18 protein-coding genes and 1 other RNA gene are annotated in these 20,996 nt (G+C 72.9%); 4 read left to right on the forward strand and 15 right to left on the reverse strand.

All coding sequences use genetic code 11. The features are described 5' to 3' along the window. Positions 1 to 70 precede the first annotated feature (70 nt). A complete protein-coding gene (murA, locus tag ACFYZY_RS07745) occupies positions 71 to 1,417 on the forward strand; it encodes a UDP-N-acetylglucosamine 1-carboxyvinyltransferase (RefSeq protein ID WP_388690499.1) in 1,347 nt (448 codons plus the stop codon). 302 nt (positions 1,418 to 1,719) lie between these two features. On the opposite strand, the gene ACFYZY_RS07750 is transcribed toward murA, so the two are convergent. The 5 genes from ACFYZY_RS07750 to ACFYZY_RS07770 all read right to left on the reverse strand — a co-directional run bounded on the left by ACFYZY_RS07750 (position 1,720) and on the right by ACFYZY_RS07770 (position 7,604). Beyond that, positions 1,720 to 2,001, reverse strand: coding sequence for an HU family DNA-binding protein (locus tag ACFYZY_RS07750; RefSeq protein WP_015033921.1), 282 nt, complete (start codon positions 1,999 to 2,001; stop codon positions 1,720 to 1,722). A gap of 313 nt (positions 2,002 to 2,314) precedes the next feature. Beyond that, positions 2,315 to 3,745 carry an NAD-dependent malic enzyme gene (locus tag ACFYZY_RS07755; protein ID WP_388690502.1) on the reverse strand — a complete coding sequence of 477 codons (1,431 nt, stop codon included), beginning with the start codon at positions 3,743 to 3,745 and terminating at the stop codon, positions 2,315 to 2,317. A 459-nt stretch (positions 3,746 to 4,204) separates the two neighbouring features. Continuing rightward, complete coding sequence (locus ACFYZY_RS07760; protein WP_388690505.1) at positions 4,205 to 6,553, reverse strand: HelD family protein; 2,349 nt, start codon at positions 6,551 to 6,553, stop codon at positions 4,205 to 4,207. 62 nt (positions 6,554 to 6,615) lie between these two features. After that, entirely contained in the window at positions 6,616 to 7,158 is a 543-nt protein-coding gene (locus tag ACFYZY_RS07765; protein ID WP_388690508.1) for a GNAT family N-acetyltransferase, read from the reverse strand. Positions 7,159 to 7,229: 71 nt separating this feature from the next. After that, positions 7,230 to 7,604, reverse strand: a complete 375-nt coding sequence (locus ACFYZY_RS07770; RefSeq protein ID WP_388690511.1) for a hypothetical protein — start codon at positions 7,602 to 7,604, stop codon at positions 7,230 to 7,232. A gap of 189 nt (positions 7,605 to 7,793) precedes the next feature. Here ACFYZY_RS07770 and sigJ point away from each other — a divergent pair, with 189 nt between their 5' ends. After that, on the forward strand, positions 7,794 to 8,729 hold the full coding sequence (gene sigJ, locus ACFYZY_RS07775; RefSeq protein ID WP_388690513.1) for an RNA polymerase sigma factor SigJ: 936 nt from the start codon (positions 7,794 to 7,796) through the stop codon (positions 8,727 to 8,729). 128 nt (positions 8,730 to 8,857) lie between these two features. On the opposite strand, the gene ACFYZY_RS07780 is transcribed toward sigJ, so the two are convergent. From ACFYZY_RS07780 to ACFYZY_RS07790, 3 genes are all read right to left on the reverse strand, one after another. Beyond that, positions 8,858 to 10,006 carry a uroporphyrinogen-III synthase gene (locus ACFYZY_RS07780; RefSeq protein ID WP_388690516.1) on the reverse strand — a complete coding sequence of 383 codons (1,149 nt, stop codon included), beginning with the start codon at positions 10,004 to 10,006 and terminating at the stop codon, positions 8,858 to 8,860. A gap of 129 nt (positions 10,007 to 10,135) precedes the next feature. Then, positions 10,136 to 11,491, reverse strand: coding sequence for a nitrate/nitrite transporter (locus ACFYZY_RS07785; RefSeq protein WP_388690642.1), 1,356 nt, complete (start codon positions 11,489 to 11,491; stop codon positions 10,136 to 10,138). 197 nt (positions 11,492 to 11,688) lie between these two features. Further along, on the reverse strand, positions 11,689 to 12,654 hold the full coding sequence (locus tag ACFYZY_RS07790) for a LysR family transcriptional regulator (RefSeq protein WP_388690519.1): 966 nt from the start codon (positions 12,652 to 12,654) through the stop codon (positions 11,689 to 11,691). Positions 12,655 to 12,736: 82 nt separating this feature from the next. Here ACFYZY_RS07790 and ACFYZY_RS07795 point away from each other — a divergent pair, with 82 nt between their 5' ends. Then, complete coding sequence (locus ACFYZY_RS07795) at positions 12,737 to 14,065, forward strand: MFS transporter (protein ID WP_388690522.1); 1,329 nt, start codon at positions 12,737 to 12,739, stop codon at positions 14,063 to 14,065. 84 nt (positions 14,066 to 14,149) lie between these two features. On the opposite strand, the gene ssrA is transcribed toward ACFYZY_RS07795, so the two are convergent. The 5 genes from ssrA to ftsE all read right to left on the reverse strand — a co-directional run bounded on the left by ssrA (position 14,150) and on the right by ftsE (position 18,123). Next, positions 14,150 to 14,543, reverse strand: a transfer-messenger RNA (tmRNA) gene (gene ssrA / locus ACFYZY_RS07800). 116 nt (positions 14,544 to 14,659) lie between these two features. Beyond that, positions 14,660 to 15,199 (reverse strand): SsrA-binding protein SmpB, encoded by a 540-nt coding sequence (gene smpB, locus ACFYZY_RS07805; protein WP_388690524.1) that lies wholly within the window; start codon positions 15,197 to 15,199, stop codon positions 14,660 to 14,662. An 18-nt stretch (positions 15,200 to 15,217) separates the two neighbouring features. Continuing rightward, positions 15,218 to 16,405 carry a S41 family peptidase gene (locus ACFYZY_RS07810; RefSeq protein WP_388690527.1) on the reverse strand — a complete coding sequence of 396 codons (1,188 nt, stop codon included), beginning with the start codon at positions 16,403 to 16,405 and terminating at the stop codon, positions 15,218 to 15,220. Positions 16,406 to 16,483: 78 nt separating this feature from the next. Continuing rightward, on the reverse strand, positions 16,484 to 17,401 hold the full coding sequence (gene ftsX, locus ACFYZY_RS07815; protein WP_388690529.1) for a permease-like cell division protein FtsX: 918 nt from the start codon (positions 17,399 to 17,401) through the stop codon (positions 16,484 to 16,486). A gap of 32 nt (positions 17,402 to 17,433) precedes the next feature. Further along, entirely contained in the window at positions 17,434 to 18,123 is a 690-nt protein-coding gene (gene ftsE / locus ACFYZY_RS07820) for a cell division ATP-binding protein FtsE (RefSeq protein ID WP_053648390.1), read from the reverse strand. Positions 18,124 to 18,356: 233 nt separating this feature from the next. Here ftsE and ACFYZY_RS07825 point away from each other — a divergent pair, with 233 nt between their 5' ends. Further along, a complete protein-coding gene (locus tag ACFYZY_RS07825) occupies positions 18,357 to 18,539 on the forward strand; it encodes a hypothetical protein (RefSeq protein WP_388690532.1) in 183 nt (60 codons plus the stop codon). Positions 18,540 to 18,626: 87 nt separating this feature from the next. On the opposite strand, the gene ACFYZY_RS07830 is transcribed toward ACFYZY_RS07825, so the two are convergent. Together ACFYZY_RS07830 and prfB are read right to left on the reverse strand one after the other, a co-directional pair. Beyond that, entirely contained in the window at positions 18,627 to 19,379 is a 753-nt protein-coding gene (locus tag ACFYZY_RS07830; RefSeq protein WP_388690535.1) for an LPXTG cell wall anchor domain-containing protein, read from the reverse strand. A 377-nt stretch (positions 19,380 to 19,756) separates the two neighbouring features. Then, complete coding sequence (gene prfB / locus ACFYZY_RS07835; protein WP_388690537.1) at positions 19,757 to 20,860, reverse strand: peptide chain release factor 2; 1,104 nt, start codon at positions 20,858 to 20,860, stop codon at positions 19,757 to 19,759. Positions 20,861 to 20,996 lie beyond the last annotated feature (136 nt).

The raw sequence follows: 20,996 nt of genomic DNA on the forward strand, positions 1-20,996 counted from the left end.
AAAGGGGTCCCACGGCCCCTTACTCTTTTCACTGGCCACCCGTCGGACCCACTTTCGGAACGCGAGATTCATGACCGGCACAGACAGTCACGACGTACTGCTCGTCCACGGCGGCACCCCGCTGGAGGGCGAGATCCGCGTCCGCGGCGCGAAGAACCTCGTGCCCAAGGCGATGGTCGCCGCCCTGCTCGGCAGCGGCCCCAGCCGCCTGCGCAACGTGCCCGACATCCGTGACGTCCGGGTGGTCCGCGGCCTGCTCCAGCTGCACGGCGTGACGGTCCGCCCGGGCGAGGAGCCCGGCGAGCTCGTCCTCGACCCGACGCACGTCGAATCCGCGAACGTCGCCGACATCGACGCCCACGCCGGCTCGTCCCGCATCCCGATCCTCTTCTGCGGCCCGCTGCTGCACCGCCTCGGCCACGCCTTCATCCCGGGTCTGGGCGGCTGCGACATCGGCGGGCGGCCCATCGACTTCCACTTCGACGTGCTGCGGCAGTTCGGCGCCACCATCGAGAAGCGGGCGGACGGGCAGTACCTGGAGGCCCCGCAGCGCCTGCGCGGCTGCAAGATCCGCCTGCCGTACCCCTCGGTCGGCTCGACCGAGCAGGTGCTGCTCACGGCGGTGCTCGCGGAGGGCGTCACCGAGCTGTCGAACGCGGCGGTGGAGCCCGAGATCGAGGACCTGATCTGCGTCCTGCAGAAGATGGGCGCGATCATCTCCATGGACACCGACCGGACGATCCGGATCACCGGTGTCGACCGGCTCGACGGCTACACCCACCGGGCGCTCCCGGACCGCCTGGAGGCGGCCTCCTGGGCGTCGGCGGCGCTGGCCACCGGGGGCAACATCTACGTGCGCGGCGCCCAGCAGCGCTCGATGATGACCTTCCTCAACACGTACCGGAAGGTCGGCGGCGCCTTCGAGATCGACGACGACGGCATCCGCTTCTGGCACCCGGGCGGCTCGCTCAACGCGATCGCCCTGGAGACGGACGTGCACCCCGGCTTCCAGACCGACTGGCAGCAGCCGCTGGTCGTGGCCCTGACGCAGGCGTCCGGCCTCTCCATCGTGCACGAGACGGTGTACGAGTCGCGGCTGGGCTTCACCTCCGCGCTCAACCAGATGGGTGCGCACATCCAGCTGTACCGCGAGTGCCTGGGCGGCTCCGACTGCCGCTTCGGCCAGCGGAACTTCCTGCACTCGGCGGTCGTGTCGGGCCCGACCCGGCTCCAGGGCGCCGACCTGGTCATCCCCGACCTGCGCGGCGGCTTCTCGTACCTGATCGCGGCGCTCGCGGCCCAGGGCACCTCCCGGGTCCACGGCATCGAGCTGATCAACCGCGGCTACGAGAACTTCATGGAGAAGCTGATCGAGCTGGGCGCCAAGGTCGAGCTGCCGGGCAGCGCGCTGGTCTAGCGGCCCCGGCGGGCGGGCCCGGTCCCGTACGGCTCCACGCGGGTGGAGCCGTACGGGACCGGGCCCTTTCGCGCGTACGGGGCCGGATCGCGCGCACGGCGGGCCCTGCGGCCGGCGCGAAGCCGTACGCGCCCGTGTGGGGGCCGTGCGCGCCCGTGCGCCCGTACGGGGCCGTACGCGCCCGCGTGGGGCCGTGCGGGGGGTCCGGCGGCCCCCGGGGCCGGTAACGGACGCTCCGGGGGCGAACGAAAGGGCGGCCACCCCCGGAGGGGTGGCCGCCCTTTCAGCGCCTGCAGGCCGCCTTACTTGCCCTTGGCGGCTTCCTTGAGCTTCGAGCCCGCGGAGACCTTCACGCTGTAGCCGGCCGGGATGTCGATCGGGTCGCCGGTCTGCGGGTTACGAGCGGTGCGAGCGGCACGGTGGGTGCGCTCGAAGGTCAGGAAGCCGGGGATGGTGACCTTCTCGTCGCCCTTGGCGACGACCTCACCGACGGTCTCGGCGAGAGCGGCCAGCACGGCGTCGGCGTCCTTGCGGGTCACCTCGGCGCGGTCGGCCAGGGCGGCCACCAGCTCACTGCGGTTCATGTTGTTACTCCCGTGTTCTTCTTGCCTGTGAGGCGTGCCACGCGGCGGAAGCCGCGCGATTGGGTACAGCGAAGCCGATGCTGCCAGGGCTCTCGGACAGTCCCCGGACCCGGGTCACATGGACAGACCCTCGCGCCCAAACACGCATCCTGCCCCCACCAGCGGCGGGAACGCCAATCCGGCACCCCCTCGGATCACACGGAAAACACCGGGAACCCTTGGCGGTGACGTTCTGTCGACCCCGCGGAAACCGAGCGGAGCCGAAAAGCAACCCTAAAGGCGGGTTTACGCCACCGCGAATCGCGACGCGCCGTCAGCGCTCGGCCGGAACCGTGCCCGCCGCCGCCGTCTTCGCCGCGGCGCGGACCGCTCCCGCGACCGCGCCCGCGACCTTGTCGTTGAAGACCGACGGGATGATGTAGTTCGGGTTCAGCTCGTCCTCGGTGACCACGTCGGCGAGGGCCTCGGCCGCCGCCAGCATCATCTCCGTGTTGACCGTACGGGACTGGGCGTCGAGAAGGCCGCGGAAGACACCCGGGAAGACCAGGACGTTGTTGATCTGGTTGGGGAAGTCGGAGCGGCCGGTGGCGACCACGGCGGCGGTCTGCCGGGCGACGGCCGGGTCGACCTCCGGGTCCGGGTTCGCGAGCGCGAACACGATGGCGCCGTCCGCCATGGCGGCGACGTCCTCCGCGCCGAGCAGGTCCGGGGCCGAGACGCCGATGAAGACGTCCGCGCCGACGACGGCCTCCTTGAGGGTGCCGGTGACGCCCTCGGGGTTGGTGTTGTCGGCGATCCAGCGCAGCGGCGAGTCGGCCGGGGCCGCGACCAGGTCCTCACGGCCCGCGTGCACGACGCCGTGGATGTCGGCGACGACGGCGTGCTTGACGCCCGCCGCCAGGAGGAGCTTCAGGATGGCCGTGCCGGCCGCGCCGGCGCCGGACATGACGACCCGGACGTCACCGGCGCCCTTGCCCACCACGCGCAGGGCGTTGGTGAGGGCGGCGAGGACGACGATGGCGGTGCCGTGCTGGTCGTCGTGGAAGACGGGGATGTCCAGGGCCTCGCGCAGCCGGGCCTCGATCTCGAAGCAGCGCGGCGCGGAGATGTCCTCCAGGTTGATGCCCGCGAAGCCGGGGGCGATCGCCTTGACGATCGCGACGATCTCGTCCGTGTCCTGGGTGTCGAGGCAGATCGGCCAGGCGTCGATGCCGGCGAAGCGCTTGAAGAGGGCGGCCTTGCCCTCCATGACCGGCAGGGAGGCCATGGGGCCGATGTTGCCGAGGCCGAGGACGGCGGAGCCGTCGGTCACGACCGCGACGGAGTTGCGCTTGATGGTGAGGCGGCGGGCGTCCTCGGGGTTCTCGGCGATCGCCATGCACACCCGGGCCACGCCGGGGGTGTAGATCATGGAGAGGTCGTCACGGTTGCGGATGGGGTGCTTGGACGCCATCTCGATCTTGCCGCCGAGGTGCATCAGGAACGTGCGGTCGGAGACCTTGCCGAGGACGACGCCCTCGATGCCCCGCAGCTGCTCCACGATCAGGTCCGCGTGGGCCGTGGAGGTCGCGGCGATGGTGACGTCGATCCGGAGCTTCTCGTGGCCGGAGGCGGTCACGTCGAGGCCGGTGACGGAACCGCCGGACGACTCCACCGCCGTGGTGAGCTGGGAGACCGCGGTCCCGCTCGCGGGAACCTCCAGCCGGACCGTCATCGAGTACGAGACGCTGGGCGCCGTTGCCATGGCCGAGTTCCTCTGCTTTCCCTGAGCTTCATTGCTACGCCCGCCCCGGCTGGTTGCCCGGCGGCGCCCTCCGATGGTCGCACCTACCTGTCAGTAGCAGGTAATGCGGTCATTTTGTTTTCGGAAAGTAGTTTCCACCATACGAGAAGTAGCCGGGAAACAGAAGAGGCCCTCGCCACCGGGGTGACGAGGGCCTCGGCCTCGTGGACGCGTACGAAGCCATCACGCTTGAGGGTGACACCGGCCCGCCATGCTCGCCTCGCGGCAAGTGGTCCCTCTGAGGGACGAAGGTTGGGCCCGGGGGCTTGGATCGAGCCGGTGTCACCTCCAGGCTAACAAACCACTCGGGCAAGTGATCCCAGCGCCACAGGTTGACTCGAAATCGTCTGCGCGGCCCGCCGTGGGCACGGGGGCCGCGCCGCCCGACGGAGGCGCCACCGCCCCGCGGGGCGGACCGGATCAGTCCCTCAACAGGTCCGGCACCCCCGCCGCGTCCGGCAGGTCGCCGGCCGCCGCGACCACCGTGAGCTGCTGCGTCGCCCGGGTCAGCGCCACGTACAGCACCCGCAGGCCGGCCGGGGACTCGTCCGCGATCTCCGCCGGCGAGACGACGACCGTCGCGTCGTACTCCAGGCCCTTCGCCTCCAGGGAACCGAGCGCCACCACCCGGTCGCCCAGGTCCGCGAGCCAGCGGGCGGCCTCCTGGCGCCGCTTCATGGCCACGACGACGCCGACCGTTCCGTCCACCTGGTCGAGCAGTCGTCGCGCCTCGAAACGTACCGTTTCGGCCAGATCCGCCGTCCCGGCTTCCTCCGGGACCGCGACGAAGCGGGGTTCGACCCCCGTCGAGCGGACCGCGCGCGGCGACTCCTTGCCCGGCATGGCGAGGGCGAGGACCCGGGCGGCCAGCTCGGCGATCTCCGCCGGGTTGCGGTAGTTCACGGTCAGCTCGAAACGGCGGCGCGGCCGGGAGCCCAGCGCCTCGTCCCGGGCCGCGGCGGCCTCGTCCGGGTCCGACCAGGAGGACTGCGCCGGGTCCCCGACCACCGTCCAGGTGGCGTGCCGGCCGCGCCGCCCGACCATCCGCCACTGCATGGGCGTGAGGTCCTGCGCCTCGTCCACGATCACGTGGGCGTACTCGGTGCGCTCCGCCGCGAGCCGCTCGGCCCGCTCGCGCTGGGTCTCCTCCCGCACCGGCATCAGCTCCTCCAGGCCGGTGAGCTGGTCCAGCGGGTCGTACTCCCGCCGCCTGCGGGGCCGGGCCGGGGCGCCGAGCAGGGTGTTCAGCTCGTCCAGGAGGGCCACGTCGTGGACGGAGAGCTCCGGGCGGCGCAGGGAGCGGGCGAGCCGCCGCACCTCGCCCGGGTTGAGGACGCCGCGGGCCCAGCGGCCGAGCCGCCGCTCGTCGGCCATCGCGTCCAGGACCCGCCGGGGGGTGAGCTCGGGCCACCAGGCGGCGAGGAAGGAGAGGAAGGAGTCCTCGGTGGAGACGTCCTCGTCGAAGGAGGAACGCAGCTCGGCGGCGAGCTCGGGGTCGCTGTGCCGGCCGGCCGCGCCGGATTTGGCGTACAGCGCGTCGAGGAGCAGCCGGCGGGCGCGCGGGCGGAGCAGGTTGACCGGGGCGGTGCCGCCGAGGACGTTGTGGCGGATGCGCCGCAGCTCCTCGGCCTCCAGCTCCAGGCGGCGCCCGAAGGCGACCACCCGCAGGCGGGTCGGGGTGCCGGCGGGGGCCCGGCCGGCGTCCTCCCCCGGCTCGGGCCGGGCCTTGGGGGCGGGGGTCTCCAGGGCGCCCCTGGCGGCCTTGCGGAGCACCGCGAGCATGCGGGAGGAGCCCTTGATCCGGGCGACGGCCGGGTCGTCGTAGGCGGTGGCCCCGACGCCGGAGGCTTCGTCGGCGAGTGAGCCGACCGCGCGGATCGCGACCTGCCCCTCCTCGCCGAGGGACGGCAGGACGCCCTCGGTGTACGAGACGAGGAGCGGGGTCGGGGAGACGATCAGGATGCCGCCCGCGTACCGCCGCCGGTCCTGGTAGAGCAGGTACGCGGCCCGGTGCAGGGCCACGGCCGTCTTGCCGGTGCCGGGGCCGCCCTCCACGTACGTCACGGAGGCGGCGGGCGCCCGGATGACGAGGTCCTGCTCGGCCTGGATGGAGGCGACGATGTCCCGCATGGTGTGGCCGCGGGCCTGGCCGAGGGCGGCCATCAGGGCGCCGTCGCCGATCACCGGCAGCTCGTGCCCGTCGAGGGAGGCCCTCAGCTCGGGGCGCATGAGGTCGTCCTCGACGCCGAGGACCCGGCGGCCCTTGGAGCGGATGACCCGGCGGCGCACGACCCGGCCGGGGTCGACCGGCGTGGAGCGGTAGAAGGGCGCGGCGGCGGGGGCCCGCCAGTCGATGACGAGCGGCGCGTAGTCGGAGTCCAGGACCCCGATGCGGCCGATGTGGAGGGTCTCCCCGATGTCGGCGGTGCCATCCGGGCGCACCGCGTCGTCGGCGGGCTCGACGGAGGTGTAGGCCCCGTCGGGACCCTTCTTCCCGTCCTTCCCGTCCAGCAGGTCGATCCTGCCGAAGAGGAAGTCCTCGAACTCGTTGTTGAGCCGGTTGAGGTGGATGCCGGCCCGGAAGACCTGGGCGTCGCGTTCGGCGAGGGCGCCCGGCGTGCCGACCTGGCCGCGCTGGGCGGCGTCGTTCATCAGGAACTCCGCCTCGTGGATCTTCTCCTCCAGCCGTCGGTAGACCCGGTCAAGATGTTCCTGCTCGACACCGATCTCACGGTCCCTGACCGTGTCCACGGCTTCCTGCGCGGCCACCTAAGGCCCCCTTCTCACGTGCACTGGGCAGCCGTCGAGCGTACGCCACCGGAGACCCCGTGTCAGGCCGGATCTCCCGGAACGGGAACACCGGGCGGCGGGTCGTCGTGCAGCAGCCGCTGGAACAGGTGGTGGTCGCGCCACTCCCCGTCGATGTGGAGGTAGCGCGGCACGGTGCCGACGCGGGCGAAACCGCCCTTGGCGAGGACCCGTTGGGAGGCGTGGTTGCCGAGGAGGGTGCACGCCTCGACCCGGTGCAGCCCCAGCTCCTCGCGGGCGGCCCGGCACGCCTCCTCCAGGAGGGCGGTGGCGAGGCCCCGGCCGGCGTGGTCCGGATCGACCCAGTAGCCGAGGGAGGCGCTGCAAAGGGGGCCGAGGACGATCCCGGAGAGCGTGGCGACGCCCACGATCTCGTCGCCCTCGACGGCGAACCACCGCGCCCCGCCGTCCGCGATCCGCTCGGCCTGCCCCTCGGTCGTGTAGTACCGCTCGGGCCGGTACGGCTCCCAGGGCTTCATGTACGCCCGGTTCCGCGTCACCGCCCGGGCGAGGGCGGGGGCGTCGGCGGGGGTGGCGGGCCGGATGCGGGGTCCTTCGGTGGTCATCCGCGTACGGTAACGGGCCCCGCCGCCCCGGACGGACGCGGCGGGGCACGGCCCGGTGTCCCGGCCGGGCCTCAGCGGCGTGCCAGGGCCAGCACGCTCAGGCCGAACATCAGGACGCCCAGCGGGAGGTGGACCGACGGCACGTGCGCGATGCCGAGCACGACCTGGGCGGAGGCCAGGAGGAGGAAGCCGGACGCGTCCCGGACGGGCCGGAGGGAGCCGCCGCCCGGCTTCCACGCCAGTACCGCCGCGAGCAGGTACAGCATCGTCGCCCCGTACGTCACGCGGGCTCCCACGCTGTGCAGCGTCTCCCCGTAGGACGTGGTCAGGAGCAGCCCGGCGGAGACGGCCTGGACGAAGATGGTCAGGGTCTGCAGGGCGATCGAGCACCGCAGGAACGAGAAGCCGTGCCGTGCCGTCGCCGTCGCCGTCGTCTGGGTGGCCATGTGACGGTCCCTCCGTTCTGCCCGGGGGCAGTGGGTCGATAAGGTCTCGCGGGTCCGACGAGACGGGCCCGCGAAAGGTAAGGCGAGGGGGCGGACGGAAGCGTGGGGACGGACGGGAGCGGGGGGACGGCCGGGGGTGCCGTGCCGGCCGGGGGCACGGAAGAGACCGGGAGCGGGGAGACGGACGGCGTGGTGGCCGGTGAGCGGCGGCGGCTGCTCAACGTCGCCTACCGGCTCCTCGGTTCGCTGGCCGAGGCCGAGGACGCCGTGCAGGAGGCGTACGCGCGCTGGTACGCGCTGCCGCCGGCCCGGCGGGGGGAGGTCCTGTCCCCCGGCGCCTGGCTGACGACGGTGACCGGCCGCGTCTGTCTGGACGTGCTCGGCTCGGCGCGGGCCCGGCGCGAGCGCTACGTCGGCGCGTGGCTGCCCGAACCGCTGCCCGACCGCGCCGAGTGGGGCCGCGGCCGCGGGACCGTCCCCGTGGGCCCTCCCGATCCCGCCGACCAGATGGTCCTGGACGAGTCGGTGTCCATGGCCTTCCTCGTGGTCCTGGAGTCGATGACGCCCGCCGAGCGGGTGGCGTTCGTCCTGCACGACGTCTTCCGCTACCCCTTCGCCGAGATCGCCGGCGTCCTCGACCGCTCCCCGGCGGCCTGCAAGCAGCTGGCGTCCTCCGCCCGGCGGCGGGCGGGCGCGGCGCCCGCCCCCGCGGCGGCCGGGCGGACCGGCGCGGTACGGCGCGTGCGGGAGGCGTGGGAGAACAAGGACATCGCGGCCCTCGTCGCCCTCCTCGACCCGGCCGCCGTGATGACCGCCGACGGCGGCGGTCTGGCCGGCGCCGCCCTCCGCCCGGTCGAGGGCGGCGCGGACATCGCCCGGTACATGGTGGGCATCGCCGACCGGGCCCCGGGGCTCCGGCTCCTGGAACGGTCGGTCAACGGCGCGCCGGGGCTGGTGGCCGTGCGGGAGGGGTCCGTCGTGACCGTGGCCTCGTTCGACGTCGCCGACGGCCGCGTCTCCCGGATCTGGGTGGTCCGCAACCCGGAGAAGCTGCGGTCGTGGACGGAGGACGGCCGGGAGCCGTCGGGCGGTACGGGACCGGGGCCGGGCCCCCAGGGGCCGTAGGGGCCTGTACGACCCCTACAGGCCCCCACAGACCCGTAGTGGTCGCACGGGACCCGGGTGGGACCCGGCAGGGGTCGTACGGCCCCTACGGCCCGTACGGGTCCGCACCCGCCCCCGGAGTCCCGGCCCTACCCGTCGTACTTGTCCTCCGCCGCCGGGTCCAGGGCCAGCCGGTAGCCGCGCTTGACCACGGTCTGGATCAGCTTCGGGGCGCCGAGGGAGGTCCGGAGGCGGGCCATCGCCGTCTCCACCGCGTGTTCGTCGCGCCCGGCACCCGGCAGGGCGCGGAGGAGTTCGGCCCGGGGAACGACCCAGCCGGGGCGACGGGCGAGGAGCCCCAGGAGGGCCATCCCGGCGGGCGGGACGGGGTGCAGGACCCCGTCCACCAGGGCCGCGTGGCCCCGGATCTCCAGGCGGTGTCCGGCGACCGGGAGGACCCGGGCGCGGGCGGGCAGTTCGGTGCAGAGGACCTGGACGAGGGGGCCGAGCCGGAACCGTTCGGGCTGGTACGTGGCGATGTCCTCCGCCTGCAGCGGCAGCGAGGTCACCGGCCCCACGCACACCGCGAGCACGCCGTGCCGCAGCGCCGCGACGACCTCCTCCCGCGCCCCCCGCTCCCCCGCCCGGGCGAGCAGCGAGACGGCCGCCGGGGCGCTGGTGAAGGTCACCGCGTCCAGGCTCCCGGCGAGGACCGCGTCGAGCAGCCGGTCGAGGGGGACGGGGTCCTCCGGCGGCATCCAGCGGTACACGGGAACGCCGACGACCTCCGCCCCGCCCGCCGTCAGCGCCTCCACGAAGCCCGGCAGCGGCTCCCCGTGCAGCTGGAGCGCGATCCGGCGGCCGGCCACCCCCTCGGCGAGGAGCCGGTCCAGGACCTCGGCCATGGACTCCGAGGACGGCGACCAGGACTCGCTGAGCCCGGCGGCCCGTACGGCCCCCTTGACCTTCGGCCCCCGGGCGAGGAGTTCGACGCCCCGCAGGACGGCGAGCAGTTCCTCCCCGTGCCCCCAGCCCTCGGCGGCCTCGATCCACCCCCGGAAGCCGATCGCCGTGGTGGCGATCACGACGTCGGGGGCGCGGGCGACGAGCTCCCTGGTCGCGGCGAGGAGTTCGGCGTCGTCGGCGAGGGGCACGATCCGCAGGGCGGGGCCGTGGACGACGGTGGCACCGCGCCGGCGCAGCAGCGTGATGAGTTCGTCCGCGCGCCGTGCCGCGGTGACGCCGACGGTGAAGCCCGCGAGAGGCCCGGCGAGGGGGCCGTGTTCTTGCTCGTCCATGGGTCCTGAGCCTGACGGGAGCGCGTGACGGACGCGGTTCGTCCGTATTTCCTGGCCGTTACGGCCCCGGTTTCCCTGCCGTTACGACCCCGGTTTCCCGACCGTGGCGGTCCGGGCCGGGCACCGGGTTCACACCGTCGCGCGACCGGCCCGGGGAACCGGGTGCGCGGCGGCGGCGGTCTCCGGCACGGTGACCGCCGGGCGTCGAAGGTATACCGCCCGGGTGACGCCCATGCACACCGCGTAGAAGACGAGGAAGGCGGCGAACGCGGCGGTGCCGGTGCCGACGGTCGCGAAGGACTGGCGGAAGGCGAGGTTGATCCCGAGTCCGCCGAGCCCGCCGACCGCCCCGGTGATCCCCATGGCGGCGCCGGAGAGCCGCCGCCCGTACGCCTCGGCGTCCTCGCCCGTGAGTCCCCGGCGGCGCCCCTGGGACAGGAAGACCGCCGGGATCATCTTGTACGTGGAGCCGTTGCCGAGGCCGCTGAGGACGAAGAGGCAGGTGAAGCCGGTGAGGAAGACGGCGAGCGACCCGGTCGCGGAGGCGAGGACCACCACGGAGGTCGCGGCGGCCATCGCGGCGAAGGTCCACAGGGTGATGCGGGCGCCGCCGTACCGGTCGGCGAGGAAACCGCCGACGGGCCGCAGGAGCGAACCGAGCAGCGGGCCGAGGAAGGTGAGCGAGGCGGCCTGGAGCGGGGTGCGGCCGAACTGGGTCTGCAGCACGAGCCCGAAGGCGAAGCCGTAGCCGATGAAGGAGCCGAAGGTGCCGACGTAGAGGAGGGCCAGGATCCAGGTGTGCCGGTCCCGCACGGCCTCCCGCACGGCGCCGGTGTCGTTCCTGACGGGGGCGAGGTTGTCCATGAAGAGCGCGGCGCAGACGGCGGCGGCCACGGCCAGGGGCAGGTAGACGCCGAGGACGAGCCGGGGGTGCGCCGCTCCGGCGGTCCCGATGACGAGGAGGCCGACGAGCTGTACGACGGGGACGCCGAGGTTGCCGCCGCCCGCGTTGAGCCCGAGCGCCCAGCCCTTCTTCCGCAGCGGGAAGAAGGCGTTGATGTTGGCCATGGAGGAGGCGAAGTTGCCACCGCCGACACCGGTGAGCGCCGCCACCAGGAGGAAGGTGGCGTACGACGTGCCGGGTTCCGTCACGACGAGGGCGAGGCCGGTCGGCGGCAGGAGCAGCAGGGCGCCGGCGACGGTCCAGTTCCGGCCGCCGAACCGGGCGACGGCGAAGGCGTACGGGACCCGGATCAGCGCGCCGACCAGGGTGGCGGTCGCGATCAGGAAGAACTTGCCGGCGGGGTCGATCCCGTACTCCGGGCCCATGAACAGGACCATGACCGACCACAGGCTCCAGACCGAGAAGCCGATGTGCTCGGAGAACACGGAGAAGACCAGGTTCCGCCGCGCGATCCGCTCCCCCTCCTCGCGCCAGAAGGTCTCGTCCTCCGGTTCCCACCGTTCGATCCACCGGCCGCCCATGTCCCACCTCCGGGTGTCGGGACCCGGGGCGTCCACGGCCCCGGTCCTCCGGGCACCGACGCTAGGGAGGCCGCGTTTCGGTCCGGTGCCGCGGAGTGACGGCGGGGCAACCTTGCGCTCACCCGCCGGACGCGGCCCCTGAGAGGGACGGGCCGGCGTGCCCGCCGGTCCCGGGCCGGCGGGGCCGTCCGCGCCCCTCAGTCCCGGGGCAGGCCCGGTTCGTCCTCCGGCAGCCAGGCACCCGGCGGGCGGACCCGCCAGCCCTCCCGGGTGCCGATCTCGGCGGCGGCGGTCCGGAGGGCGTCCAGGCCGGGATGGCGGAGCCCCTTGCGCCACACCAGGCTCACGGGTGACAGCGGGACGGGGTCCACGAGGGGACGCAGGACGCAGCCGGGCATGGGCGGGAAGTCCACGACGGCGAGGACGGGGTTCCCGTACTTGGCCATGATCCGGCGGAACTCCTCCTTGCCGACGGCGAGCGGCGCGGGCGGGGCGATGCCGATGCCGCGCCCGGCGAAGAGCCGCGCGGCGAGGTCGGTCCACTCGGGGGTGCGCTCGTTCCCGGCGCCGGCGTAGATCCGCTCCCCGGCGAGCGCGGCGAGCGGGACCTCGGGGAGTCCGGCGAGCGGATGGTCCCCGGGCAGGACCACGGCCATCGGCTCGTACCGCACGAACTGCGCGTCGAGCCCCGCCCTGAGCCCGCCGTCGAGTCCTCCGTAGCGGCCGAAGGAGGCGTCGAGGCGGCCGGCGGCGACGGCCCGCGCGGCGCCGGTGAGCCCGCTCTCGTAGCGGGCCATCAGTTCGAGGTCGGGGGCGAGTTCGCGGGCCCGGCGCAGCACGCGCTCGTGGGCGAGGCCGGGGCTGTTGAGGTCGACCAGGAGGGGCCGGGACGCGGCCCGGAAGGCGTCCCTCAGCTCGTCGTGGGCGGCGAGGACCCGGCGCGCGTGCGGCAGGAGCCGTTCGCCGTCGGGGGTGAGGGCGACCTGCCGGGTGGTCCGTACGAAGAGTTCGGCGTCCAGCTCGCGCTCCAGGCGCCGCACGTCCCGGCTGAGGGCCTGCTGGGCGACGTAGAGCCGGGCGGCGGCGCGGGTGAAGTGCAGCTCCTCGGCGACGGCGGCGAAGGCGCGCAGGAGGCGGGGGTCGATGTCGTACGAGGAGGCCACGCCGCATTCAACAACACAGGTGCGTGAATGGCCATCGATCAGGTGTTGGACCGGCCGGGGCCGCGCACCCGAGCCTTGTCCCATGCCGCAACCGGACCTCATCCCCACCCCGGCGGGCCCGGCCTTCGCCCCCCGCTACCGCGACCACGACCACGACCATCCGTACGGACACGACCGCCCGTACGGGCCCCGCCGCGACCGCGGCCGCCCGGACGTCCTCCCCCGCAATCCCTACCTCCGCCTCTTCGCCCGTCCCGGCACCCGCGCCTTCACCGCCGGGGGCCTGATCGCCCGGCTGCCCGCGGGCATGTTCGGCGTCAGCGCCGTGATCATGATCGCGGCGGCGTACGGCTCCTACGCCCTGGCCGGCGCGGTCACCGCCACCGGCCTGGCCGTCGGCTCCGTGACCGCTCCCCTGATCGCCCGGCTGGTCGACCGGTACGGGCAGGCCCGGGTCGCGGTCCCGGCCGCCGCGTACGCGGCCCTGGGCCATCTGGTCCTGTCGCTGTGCGTCCACGAACGGGCCCCGCTCTGGGCGCTCTTCGTGACGACCGCCGTCACCGCGACCGCCCCGAACACGGGCGGGATGTCCCGGGCCCGCTGGGCCCACCTCCTGCGGGACGACCCGGACGCGCTGCACACCGCCAACGCCTTCGAGCAGGCCGCCGACGAACTCTGCTTCATGCTCGGCCCGGTGCTCGCCGCCGTCCTCTGCTCCGCGCTCTTCCCCGAGGCGGGGACGCTCACCGCCACCGCCCTCTTCCTCGGCGGGGTCCTCCTCTTCACGGCTCAGCGCTCCACCGAACCGCCGGTCGCCCCCCGCACCCCGGCGGGCTCCCCGCTGCGTGCCCCCGGCACGGCGCCGCTGCTCGCGGTCTTCCTCGCCACCGGAGCGGTCTTCGGCTCCATGGAGGTGGTGACCCTGGCGTACGTGGACGGGCCCGTCGCCGGTCCGGTCCTCGCCCTCCAGGCGGCGGGTTCCTGCGCCGCCGGCCTGCTCTACGGCCGCGCCCGCCGCACCGTACGGCTGCGCACCTGCCTGGCCGCGATGACGGCCCTGATGGCGCTGCCGCTGCTCGCCGCGTCCACCGGCTCGCTGCTCGCCCTGGCCGCCGGCCTGCTCGTGGCGGGCGTGGCCACGGCCCCGACGATGGTGACGGGCATGGGCCTGCTCCAGCGCCTCACGCCCGCGGCGCGGCTCAACGAGGGCATGACCCTGGCCGTGACCGCGCTCCTCGCGGGCATCGCGGCCGGCTCGGCGTCCGGCGGCTGGGCCGCCGACCACGCCCCGTTCCCGTCCTCCGGCTTCCTGGTCCCGCTCGCGGCGGCGGCCGCAGCACTGGCCCTGGCCTCGGCCTTCCGCGTCGGCGGCCGTCACCGGCAGGCCGGTACGACCGCCCGGTGCGCGTGACACGACGAAGGCCCGGCGGTCGTGACGACCGCCGGGCCTTCGCCCACATGGGATGAGGTGTCCGGGGACGGTGCCCCGGACGCTCGGTGGAGATGGCGGGAATCGAACCCGCGTCCAACGGTACGGAAACAGAGCTTCTCCGTGTGCAGTCCGCTACGCGTTTCTCGGCCCCGGAGATCACGCGGACAAGTCTCCGACGGGCTCAGTCACTGTTTGATTTCCCTCCGACCCCCGTGACCGGGGTGGGAGGTTTAGATCCCTTAATGACGCCAGGATCCGGGTCGGGACCATCCCCGGGCTGACGCTCCTCACAGAGGCTTCTGTTCGTTACCTAAAAATTAGGCAGCGAGGGCGAAGCGGGAGTTATCGCTCTTGGAGTTGGCGATTATTGGTTGCGACATATGGTTTACGAGATCATTGCCGCTTCCTCGACACGCTTCCTCTGCATCGGTATCCGCTGTCGAAACCGATCATCCCCATGTTGATTTTTCAAGGTGCGCACCCCTCGCGAGGTGTGCGGGCTCCATCGTACGTGACCAACGGCGGACGCCGCCAGCGTATTCCCGGGAGCCGGCCCGATCCGGAAGGGAGGGCCTAGCCGGACTGCGCCGCGCGCTGGCGCCGCTTGGCCGCCGCGATGGCGCGGTTCGTCTCGCGCGTGTCCTGCTTCTCGCGCAGGGTCTGGCGCTTGTCGTACTCCTTCTTGCCCTTGGCGAGGGCGATCTCGACCTTGACCCGGCCGTTCAGGAAGTACAGCGCGAGGGGCACGATCGTGTGACCCGTCTCCTGCGACTTCGCCTCCAGCTTGTCGATCTCCTCCCGGTGGAGGAGCAGCTTCCGCTTCCGCTTGGCGGAGTGGTTGGTCCAGCTGCCCTGCATGTACTCGGGGACGTGGATGTTGTACAGCCACGCCTCGTGGTTGTCGATCTGGACGAAGCCGTCGACCAGCGAGGCCCGCCCCATGCGCAGCGACTTCACCTCGGTGCCCATGAGCACCACACCGCACTCGTAGGTGTCGATGACGTGGTAGTCGTGCCGCGCCTTCTTGTTCTGCGCGATGAGCTTGCGCTCCGGCGCCTTGTCCTGGTTCTTCTTGGCAGGCTTGCCCTGCACGTTCACGAGTCCCTTGGCCATAGTGCGGCCATTTTCGCACTACGAGGCCCCTCCGAGGCCACTCAATACCGTTCTCGCCCGCTCCTCGGCCCGCTCCCCCGCCGCCAGGTCGGGCGTGATGCCGCGTCCGTCGACGGTGTGCCCGGCGGGGGTCCGGTAGTGGCCGACGGTCAGCTCGGCGACCGACCCGTCGGGCAGGGGGCTCGGCATCTGGACCGCGCCCTTGCCGAAGGTTCGGGAGCCGACCGTGACGGCCCGTCCCCGGTCCTTGAGGGCGCCGGTGAGCAGTTCGGCCGCGCTCATCGTGCCCCCGTCGACCAGCGCCACCAGGGGCCGGCCGGTGTCGCCGCCGCCCTCCGCGTACACCGCCCGCTCCTCGCCCGCCACGTCGTAGGTGGCGACGAGTCCGCCGTCCAGGAAGGCGGAGGCGGCGGTGGCGGCCTCCGTGACGAGGCCGCCGGAGTTGCCCCGCAGGTCCAGCAGGACCCCGGCGCCGGCCGGGGCCTTCCGCACCGCCTCCCGCACGCGCGTGCCGGCGCCCTTGGTGAACGCCTCGACCCGGATCAGCACCGCCCCGTCGTCGAGGCGGCGGACGGTCACCGGGTCCGTCGCGAGCCGGGCCCGGCGCAGGGTCGGCGTCCAGGCCGCGCGCCCGCGCTCGACCCCCAGGGCGACGGGCGAGCCGGGGACGCCGTCGCCGCGCAGCAGGGCGACGGTCTCGGAGACGGAGAGGCCGTCCACCGGGCGCCCGTCGACGGAGACCAGCCGGTCGCCGGCCCGCAGTCCGGCCCGGTCGGCGGGTCCGCCCGGCCGGACCCGGGTCACCCGGACGCGCCCCTCGCCGGCCCGGCCCGCGGAGAGCCCGACGCCCGTGTAGGCCCCGTCGAGGGCCTGCTCGAACTCCGCGTACTCCCGCCGGTCGTAGACCGCGCCCCAGCGGTCGCCGCTGCGGCTGACGAACTCCTCGGCGGCCTGCTTGCCCGACTTCCCGTCCGCCATGGCCGCGGCGGCGGCCCGGCCGAGCGCGGCGGCGTCGACGGGCGTGCGGCCCGGGGCCCGGGAGCCCGGACCGGGGAGCGCCTCGGCCCGCTTCCCCGCGGGCTCCTGCCGCGGCAGCGAGTCGGTGGCGGCGGCGGTGGCGAGGACGCCGGTGAAGACCAGCGTCAGAACGGCCCCGCGGAACGCTCCGCGGGGCCGGGGACGGAGAAGGTCGGTGCCGTCGGGCATGCCGCCCACTCTAGGACAGGGCGAAGGCGCCGCACGGGCCGTGGCCGTACGACGCCATCCGTCACGACGGGTGCTTTCTCACACCTTCAGGTACTTGCGCAGCGCGATGAAGGCCGCCACGGCCGGCATCAGGAGACCGATGGCGATCACCAGCGGCAGCTTGGCGAACACCGCGTCCCAGCCGATGAAGTTGACCAGCTGCATCTTCTCGGCCAGCGCGATGCCGTGGTCGATCAGGAAGTACCGGCCGACGAGCAGCAGCACGCAGGCGACGCCGCCGCCGAGGAGTCCGGCGAAGGCGGCCTCCATGATGAACGGCATCTGGATGTAGAAGCTGGACGCGCCCACGAGCCGCATGATCCCGGTCTCGCGGCGACGGCTGAAGGCCGAGACGCGGACGGTGTTGACGATCAGCATCAGCGCGATGACCAGCATCAGGCCCATGACGCCGAGGGCGGCGATGTTCATGCCGTTCATCAGGTCGAAGAGGTTCTGCAGGATGTTCCGCTGGTCCTGGACCGACTCGACGCCGTCCCGCCCGGCGAAGGCGGTGGCCACCACCTTGTACTTCTCCGGGTCCTTGAGCTTGACCCGGAACGACTCCTGCATCTGGTCCGGCGTCACCACGGAGGCGATGGCGGTGTCGCCGTACTGCTCCTTGTAGCGCTTGAACGCCTCGTCGGCCGTCTCCCGCTGGACGGACTCGACGATGTCCATCTTCTTCAGGTCGGCCTCGATCTGCTCCTTCTGCTGCGTGGTGACCGCGCCCTTGGGGCACTTGCCCGCGGTGGCCGCGTCGGCCTTGTTGCAGAGGAAGATGGAAACGTTGACCTTGTCGTACCAGTAGTCCTTCATCGTGCTGACCTGCTCACGCATGAGCAGCGCGCCGCCGAAGAGGGCGAGCGAGAGGGCCACGGAGACGATGACGGCGAAGGTCATCGTCAGGTTGCGCCGGAGACCGACGCCGATCTCGGAAAGCACGAACTGAGCGCGCATGGGTCTGCTTTCTCCTCCTGCTCGCTACGGGCTCAGTGCTGGTATCCGTAGACGCCGCGCGCCTGGTCGCGGACGAGGCGGCCCTTCTCGAGCTCGATGACGCGCTTGCGCATCTGGTCGACGATGTTCTGGTCGTGGGTCGCCATGACGACGGTGGTCCCTGTCCTGTTGATGCGGTCGAGCAGCTTCATGATGCCGACGGAGGTCTGCGGATCGAGGTTGCCGGTGGGCTCGTCGGCGATCAGCAGCATGGGCCGGTTGACGAAGGCCCGGGCGATGGCGACGCGCTGCTGCTCACCGCCGGAGAGCTCGCCCGGCATCCGGTCCTCCTTGCCGCCGAGCCCGACGAGGTCGAGCACCTGCGGGACGGCCTTGCGGATCTCGCCGCGCGGCTTGCCGATGACCTCCTGGGCGAAGGCCACGTTCTGGGCCACGGTCTTGTTGGGCAGCAGGCGGAAGTCCTGGAAGACGGTGCCGAGTTGGCGTCGCATGTGCGGCACCTTCCAGTTGGACAGCCGGGCCAGGTCCTTGCCGAGGACGTGCACCTGGCCTTGACTGGCGCGCTCCTCGCGGAGGAGCAGCCGCAGGAAAGTCGACTTTCCGGAGCCCGAGGAACCGACGAGGAAGACGAACTCCCCCTTCTCGATCTCCAGGGAGACGTCCCGGAGCGCGGGGCGGTTCTGCTTCGGATAGGACTTGGAGACGTTGTCGAATCGGATCACGGATGCACCACGGTCGGCCGGGAGTAGGTGTGCGTGACCTTACGCGACCGGGGACGGCCCTCGCAGTCGCGGTCCTGGCTTGCGCGGTATATCCTTTTCGCCCTTCCGGGTGGAGGGCGGCGGACCGGCGGGGCGCGCCGAAACGACGCGGAGCTGGCACAGTGGTAGGGGGAACGTCCGGAATCCCCCGCACGTTGTCCCGACGTGTTCCCGGTGCGGGAGGAGGAGAGCGTATGACCTACGACCGACTGGTGTGCGCCAACTGCGCGGCCCCGGTCGCCGAGGGCCGCTGCCCCGTCTGCCGCGCGAACCGGGAGCGCCTGACCCCCCGGGGGCCGTCCCCCGCGATGCTCCTGACACTGGCGATCGCCCTGCTGGCGGCGATCGCGCTGCTCACGGCGGTCCGCACGGTCTAGGAGCCGTCCGGCGGCCCCGTACGGGCCCGGAAACACGGCGGAGGGCCGGGGAGAGGTCTCCCCGGCCCTCCGTCGCGTACGGAACCGTCAGGCGGCGGTACGGCCGCCGGCGACGAGACGCGGCAGCATGCGGAAGCCGATGCCACCGGCGATCATGGTCGCGGCGCCGATGAGCAGGAACGAGGTCTCGGCCGCGCCGGTCTCGGCGAGCTCCTCCTTCGCCTGGCCCTGCTGCACGGGCTGCGAACCGGCGTTGTTGGTGTCGGGGTTGTTGTTGCCCGGGGTGCCGTTGCCGGCACCCGCGCACTCGACCCCGTCGAGGTCGACGGTGCAGTTGTCGGGCGCGCCGGTACCGGGAGCGCTCGTGCCGCCCGGACCCGGGACAGCGGTCGTCGGAGTGGTGCCCGGCGGGTTCGTGGCCGGCGGGTTCGTACCCGGCTGCCCCGTGGTCGGCGGCGCCGTGGTGGGCGGAGTGGTGACCGGCGGCTCCGTGGTGGGCGGAGTGGTCACCGGCGGCTCGGTGGTCGGCGGAGTGGTGACCGGCGGCTCGGTGGTGGGCGGAGTGGTCACCGGCGGCTCGGTGGTCGGCGGCGTGGTGACCGGCGGCTCCGTGGTGGGCGGAGTGGTCACCGGCGGCTCGGTGGTCGGCGGCGTGGTGACCGGCGGCTCGGTCTCCTCGCAACCGACGGTGCCGGGAATGCAGGTGGGCGTCGGGTCCGGCTCGCCGTCCCCGAAGGCCCCCACGGCCTGCGCGGCCCCCGCCGCGGTGAGCGACGCACCGCCGGCGATCACCGCGGCGGCGGCGACGCGCGCGATACGGATTCGCATCTGCTTGGTCATCTGGTTGCTACCCCCAGTAGCTCAACTCGTCATGGGGCAGCGCTCGGGGTCCGCGCGGCAGGGGCGACGTCACGACTGGACCGGCCCCCGTTCACACGCGCCCCAGCAACGCGCATGCCAGTACGACACCCTTCCGAGTTTCCGATGAGGCGTCAAGGTCGTTGCGCGTGCGATGCCCGAAAGATCACCACTCGCCCGACATGCGATGATGCAACTGTGACGTAAACGCCGAACACCGGCTTCCGGAAAGGCGGTTGTCTTGTCGACATAGTGCCTCGGTGGTCCGTCTTCCGCTTGCGTCAGCGAACGCGCGCGGTGAGGAACGACGCCGGGCCCCGCACCGTGTCGGTGCGGGGCCCGGCGGGCGGAACCGTGGACTACTTGTCCTGCTGCTTGCGCCAGCGGATGCCGGCCTCCAGGAAGCCGTCGATCTCGCCGTCCAGGACGGCCTGCGGGTTGCCGACCTCGAACTCCGTGCGGAGGTCCTTGACCATCTGGTACGGGTGGAGGACGTACGAACGCATCTGGTTGCCCCAGGAGCTGCCGCTGTCCTTCAGGGCGTCCATCCTGGCCCGCTCCTCCTGGCGCTGGCGCTCCAGGAGCTTGGCCTGCAGGACGTTCATGGCGCTCGCCTTGTTCTGGATCTGGGAGCGCTCGTTCTGGCAGGAGACCACGATGCCGGTCGGGAGGTGCGTGATGCGCACGGCCGAGTCGGTCGTGTTGACGCCCTGTCCGCCCGGTCCCGAGGCGCGGTAGACGTCGACGCGCAGGTCGGACTCGTCGATCTCGACGTGGTCGGACGACTCGACGACGGGCAGGATCTCGACGCCGGCGAAGGAGGTCTGGCGGCGCCCCTGGTTGTCGAAGGGCGAGATGCGGACGAGCCGGTGGGTGCCCTGCTCGACGGAGAGCGTGCCGTAGGCGTACGGGGCCTTCACCACGAAGGTGGTCGACTTGATGCCGGCCTCCTCCGCGTACGAGGTCTCGTAGACCTCGGTCGAGTAGCCGTGGCGCTCCGCCCAGCGCAGGTACATGCGCTGGAGCCGCTCGGCGAAGTCGGAGGCGTCGACGCCGCCGGCCTCGGCCCGGATGTTGACCAGGGCCTCGCGCTCGTCGTACTCGCCGGAGAGGAGGGTGCGGACCTCCATCTCGTCGAGGGCCTTGCGGACGGAGACCAGCTCCGCCTCCGCCTCGGCGAGGGTGTCCGGGTCGTCCATCTCCTCGGCGAGCTCGAAGAGCACCGCGAGGTCGTCGATCCGCCCGCGCAGGGTCTCGGTCTTGCGGACCTCGGCCTGGAGGTGCGAAAGCTTGCTCGTGATCTTCTGCGCCGCCTCCGGGTCGTCCCACAGGGACGGGGCCGCGGCCTGCTCTTCGAGCACGGCGATGTCGGCCCTCAGCTTCTCGAGGTCCAGGACGGCCTCGATCGACCCCATGGTCGAGGAGAGGGACTTCAGCTCTTCGGATACATCGACGACTGCCACGCGTCCAGCGTAACGGCTCCGGGCGGGGAGCCGAACCCGTGACGGCCGGGGGGTGTCCCGGCGGCCGGTCCCGCCCCGGCCCGTCCCCTGGGTCGTGTCCGGAAAGTAGCGCCGTCTGCCCGGAGGGCAGGGGTCG

The organism is Streptomyces sp. NPDC001744 (assembly GCF_042892575.1).
Lineage (GTDB): Bacteria > Actinomycetota > Actinomycetes > Streptomycetales > Streptomycetaceae > Streptomyces.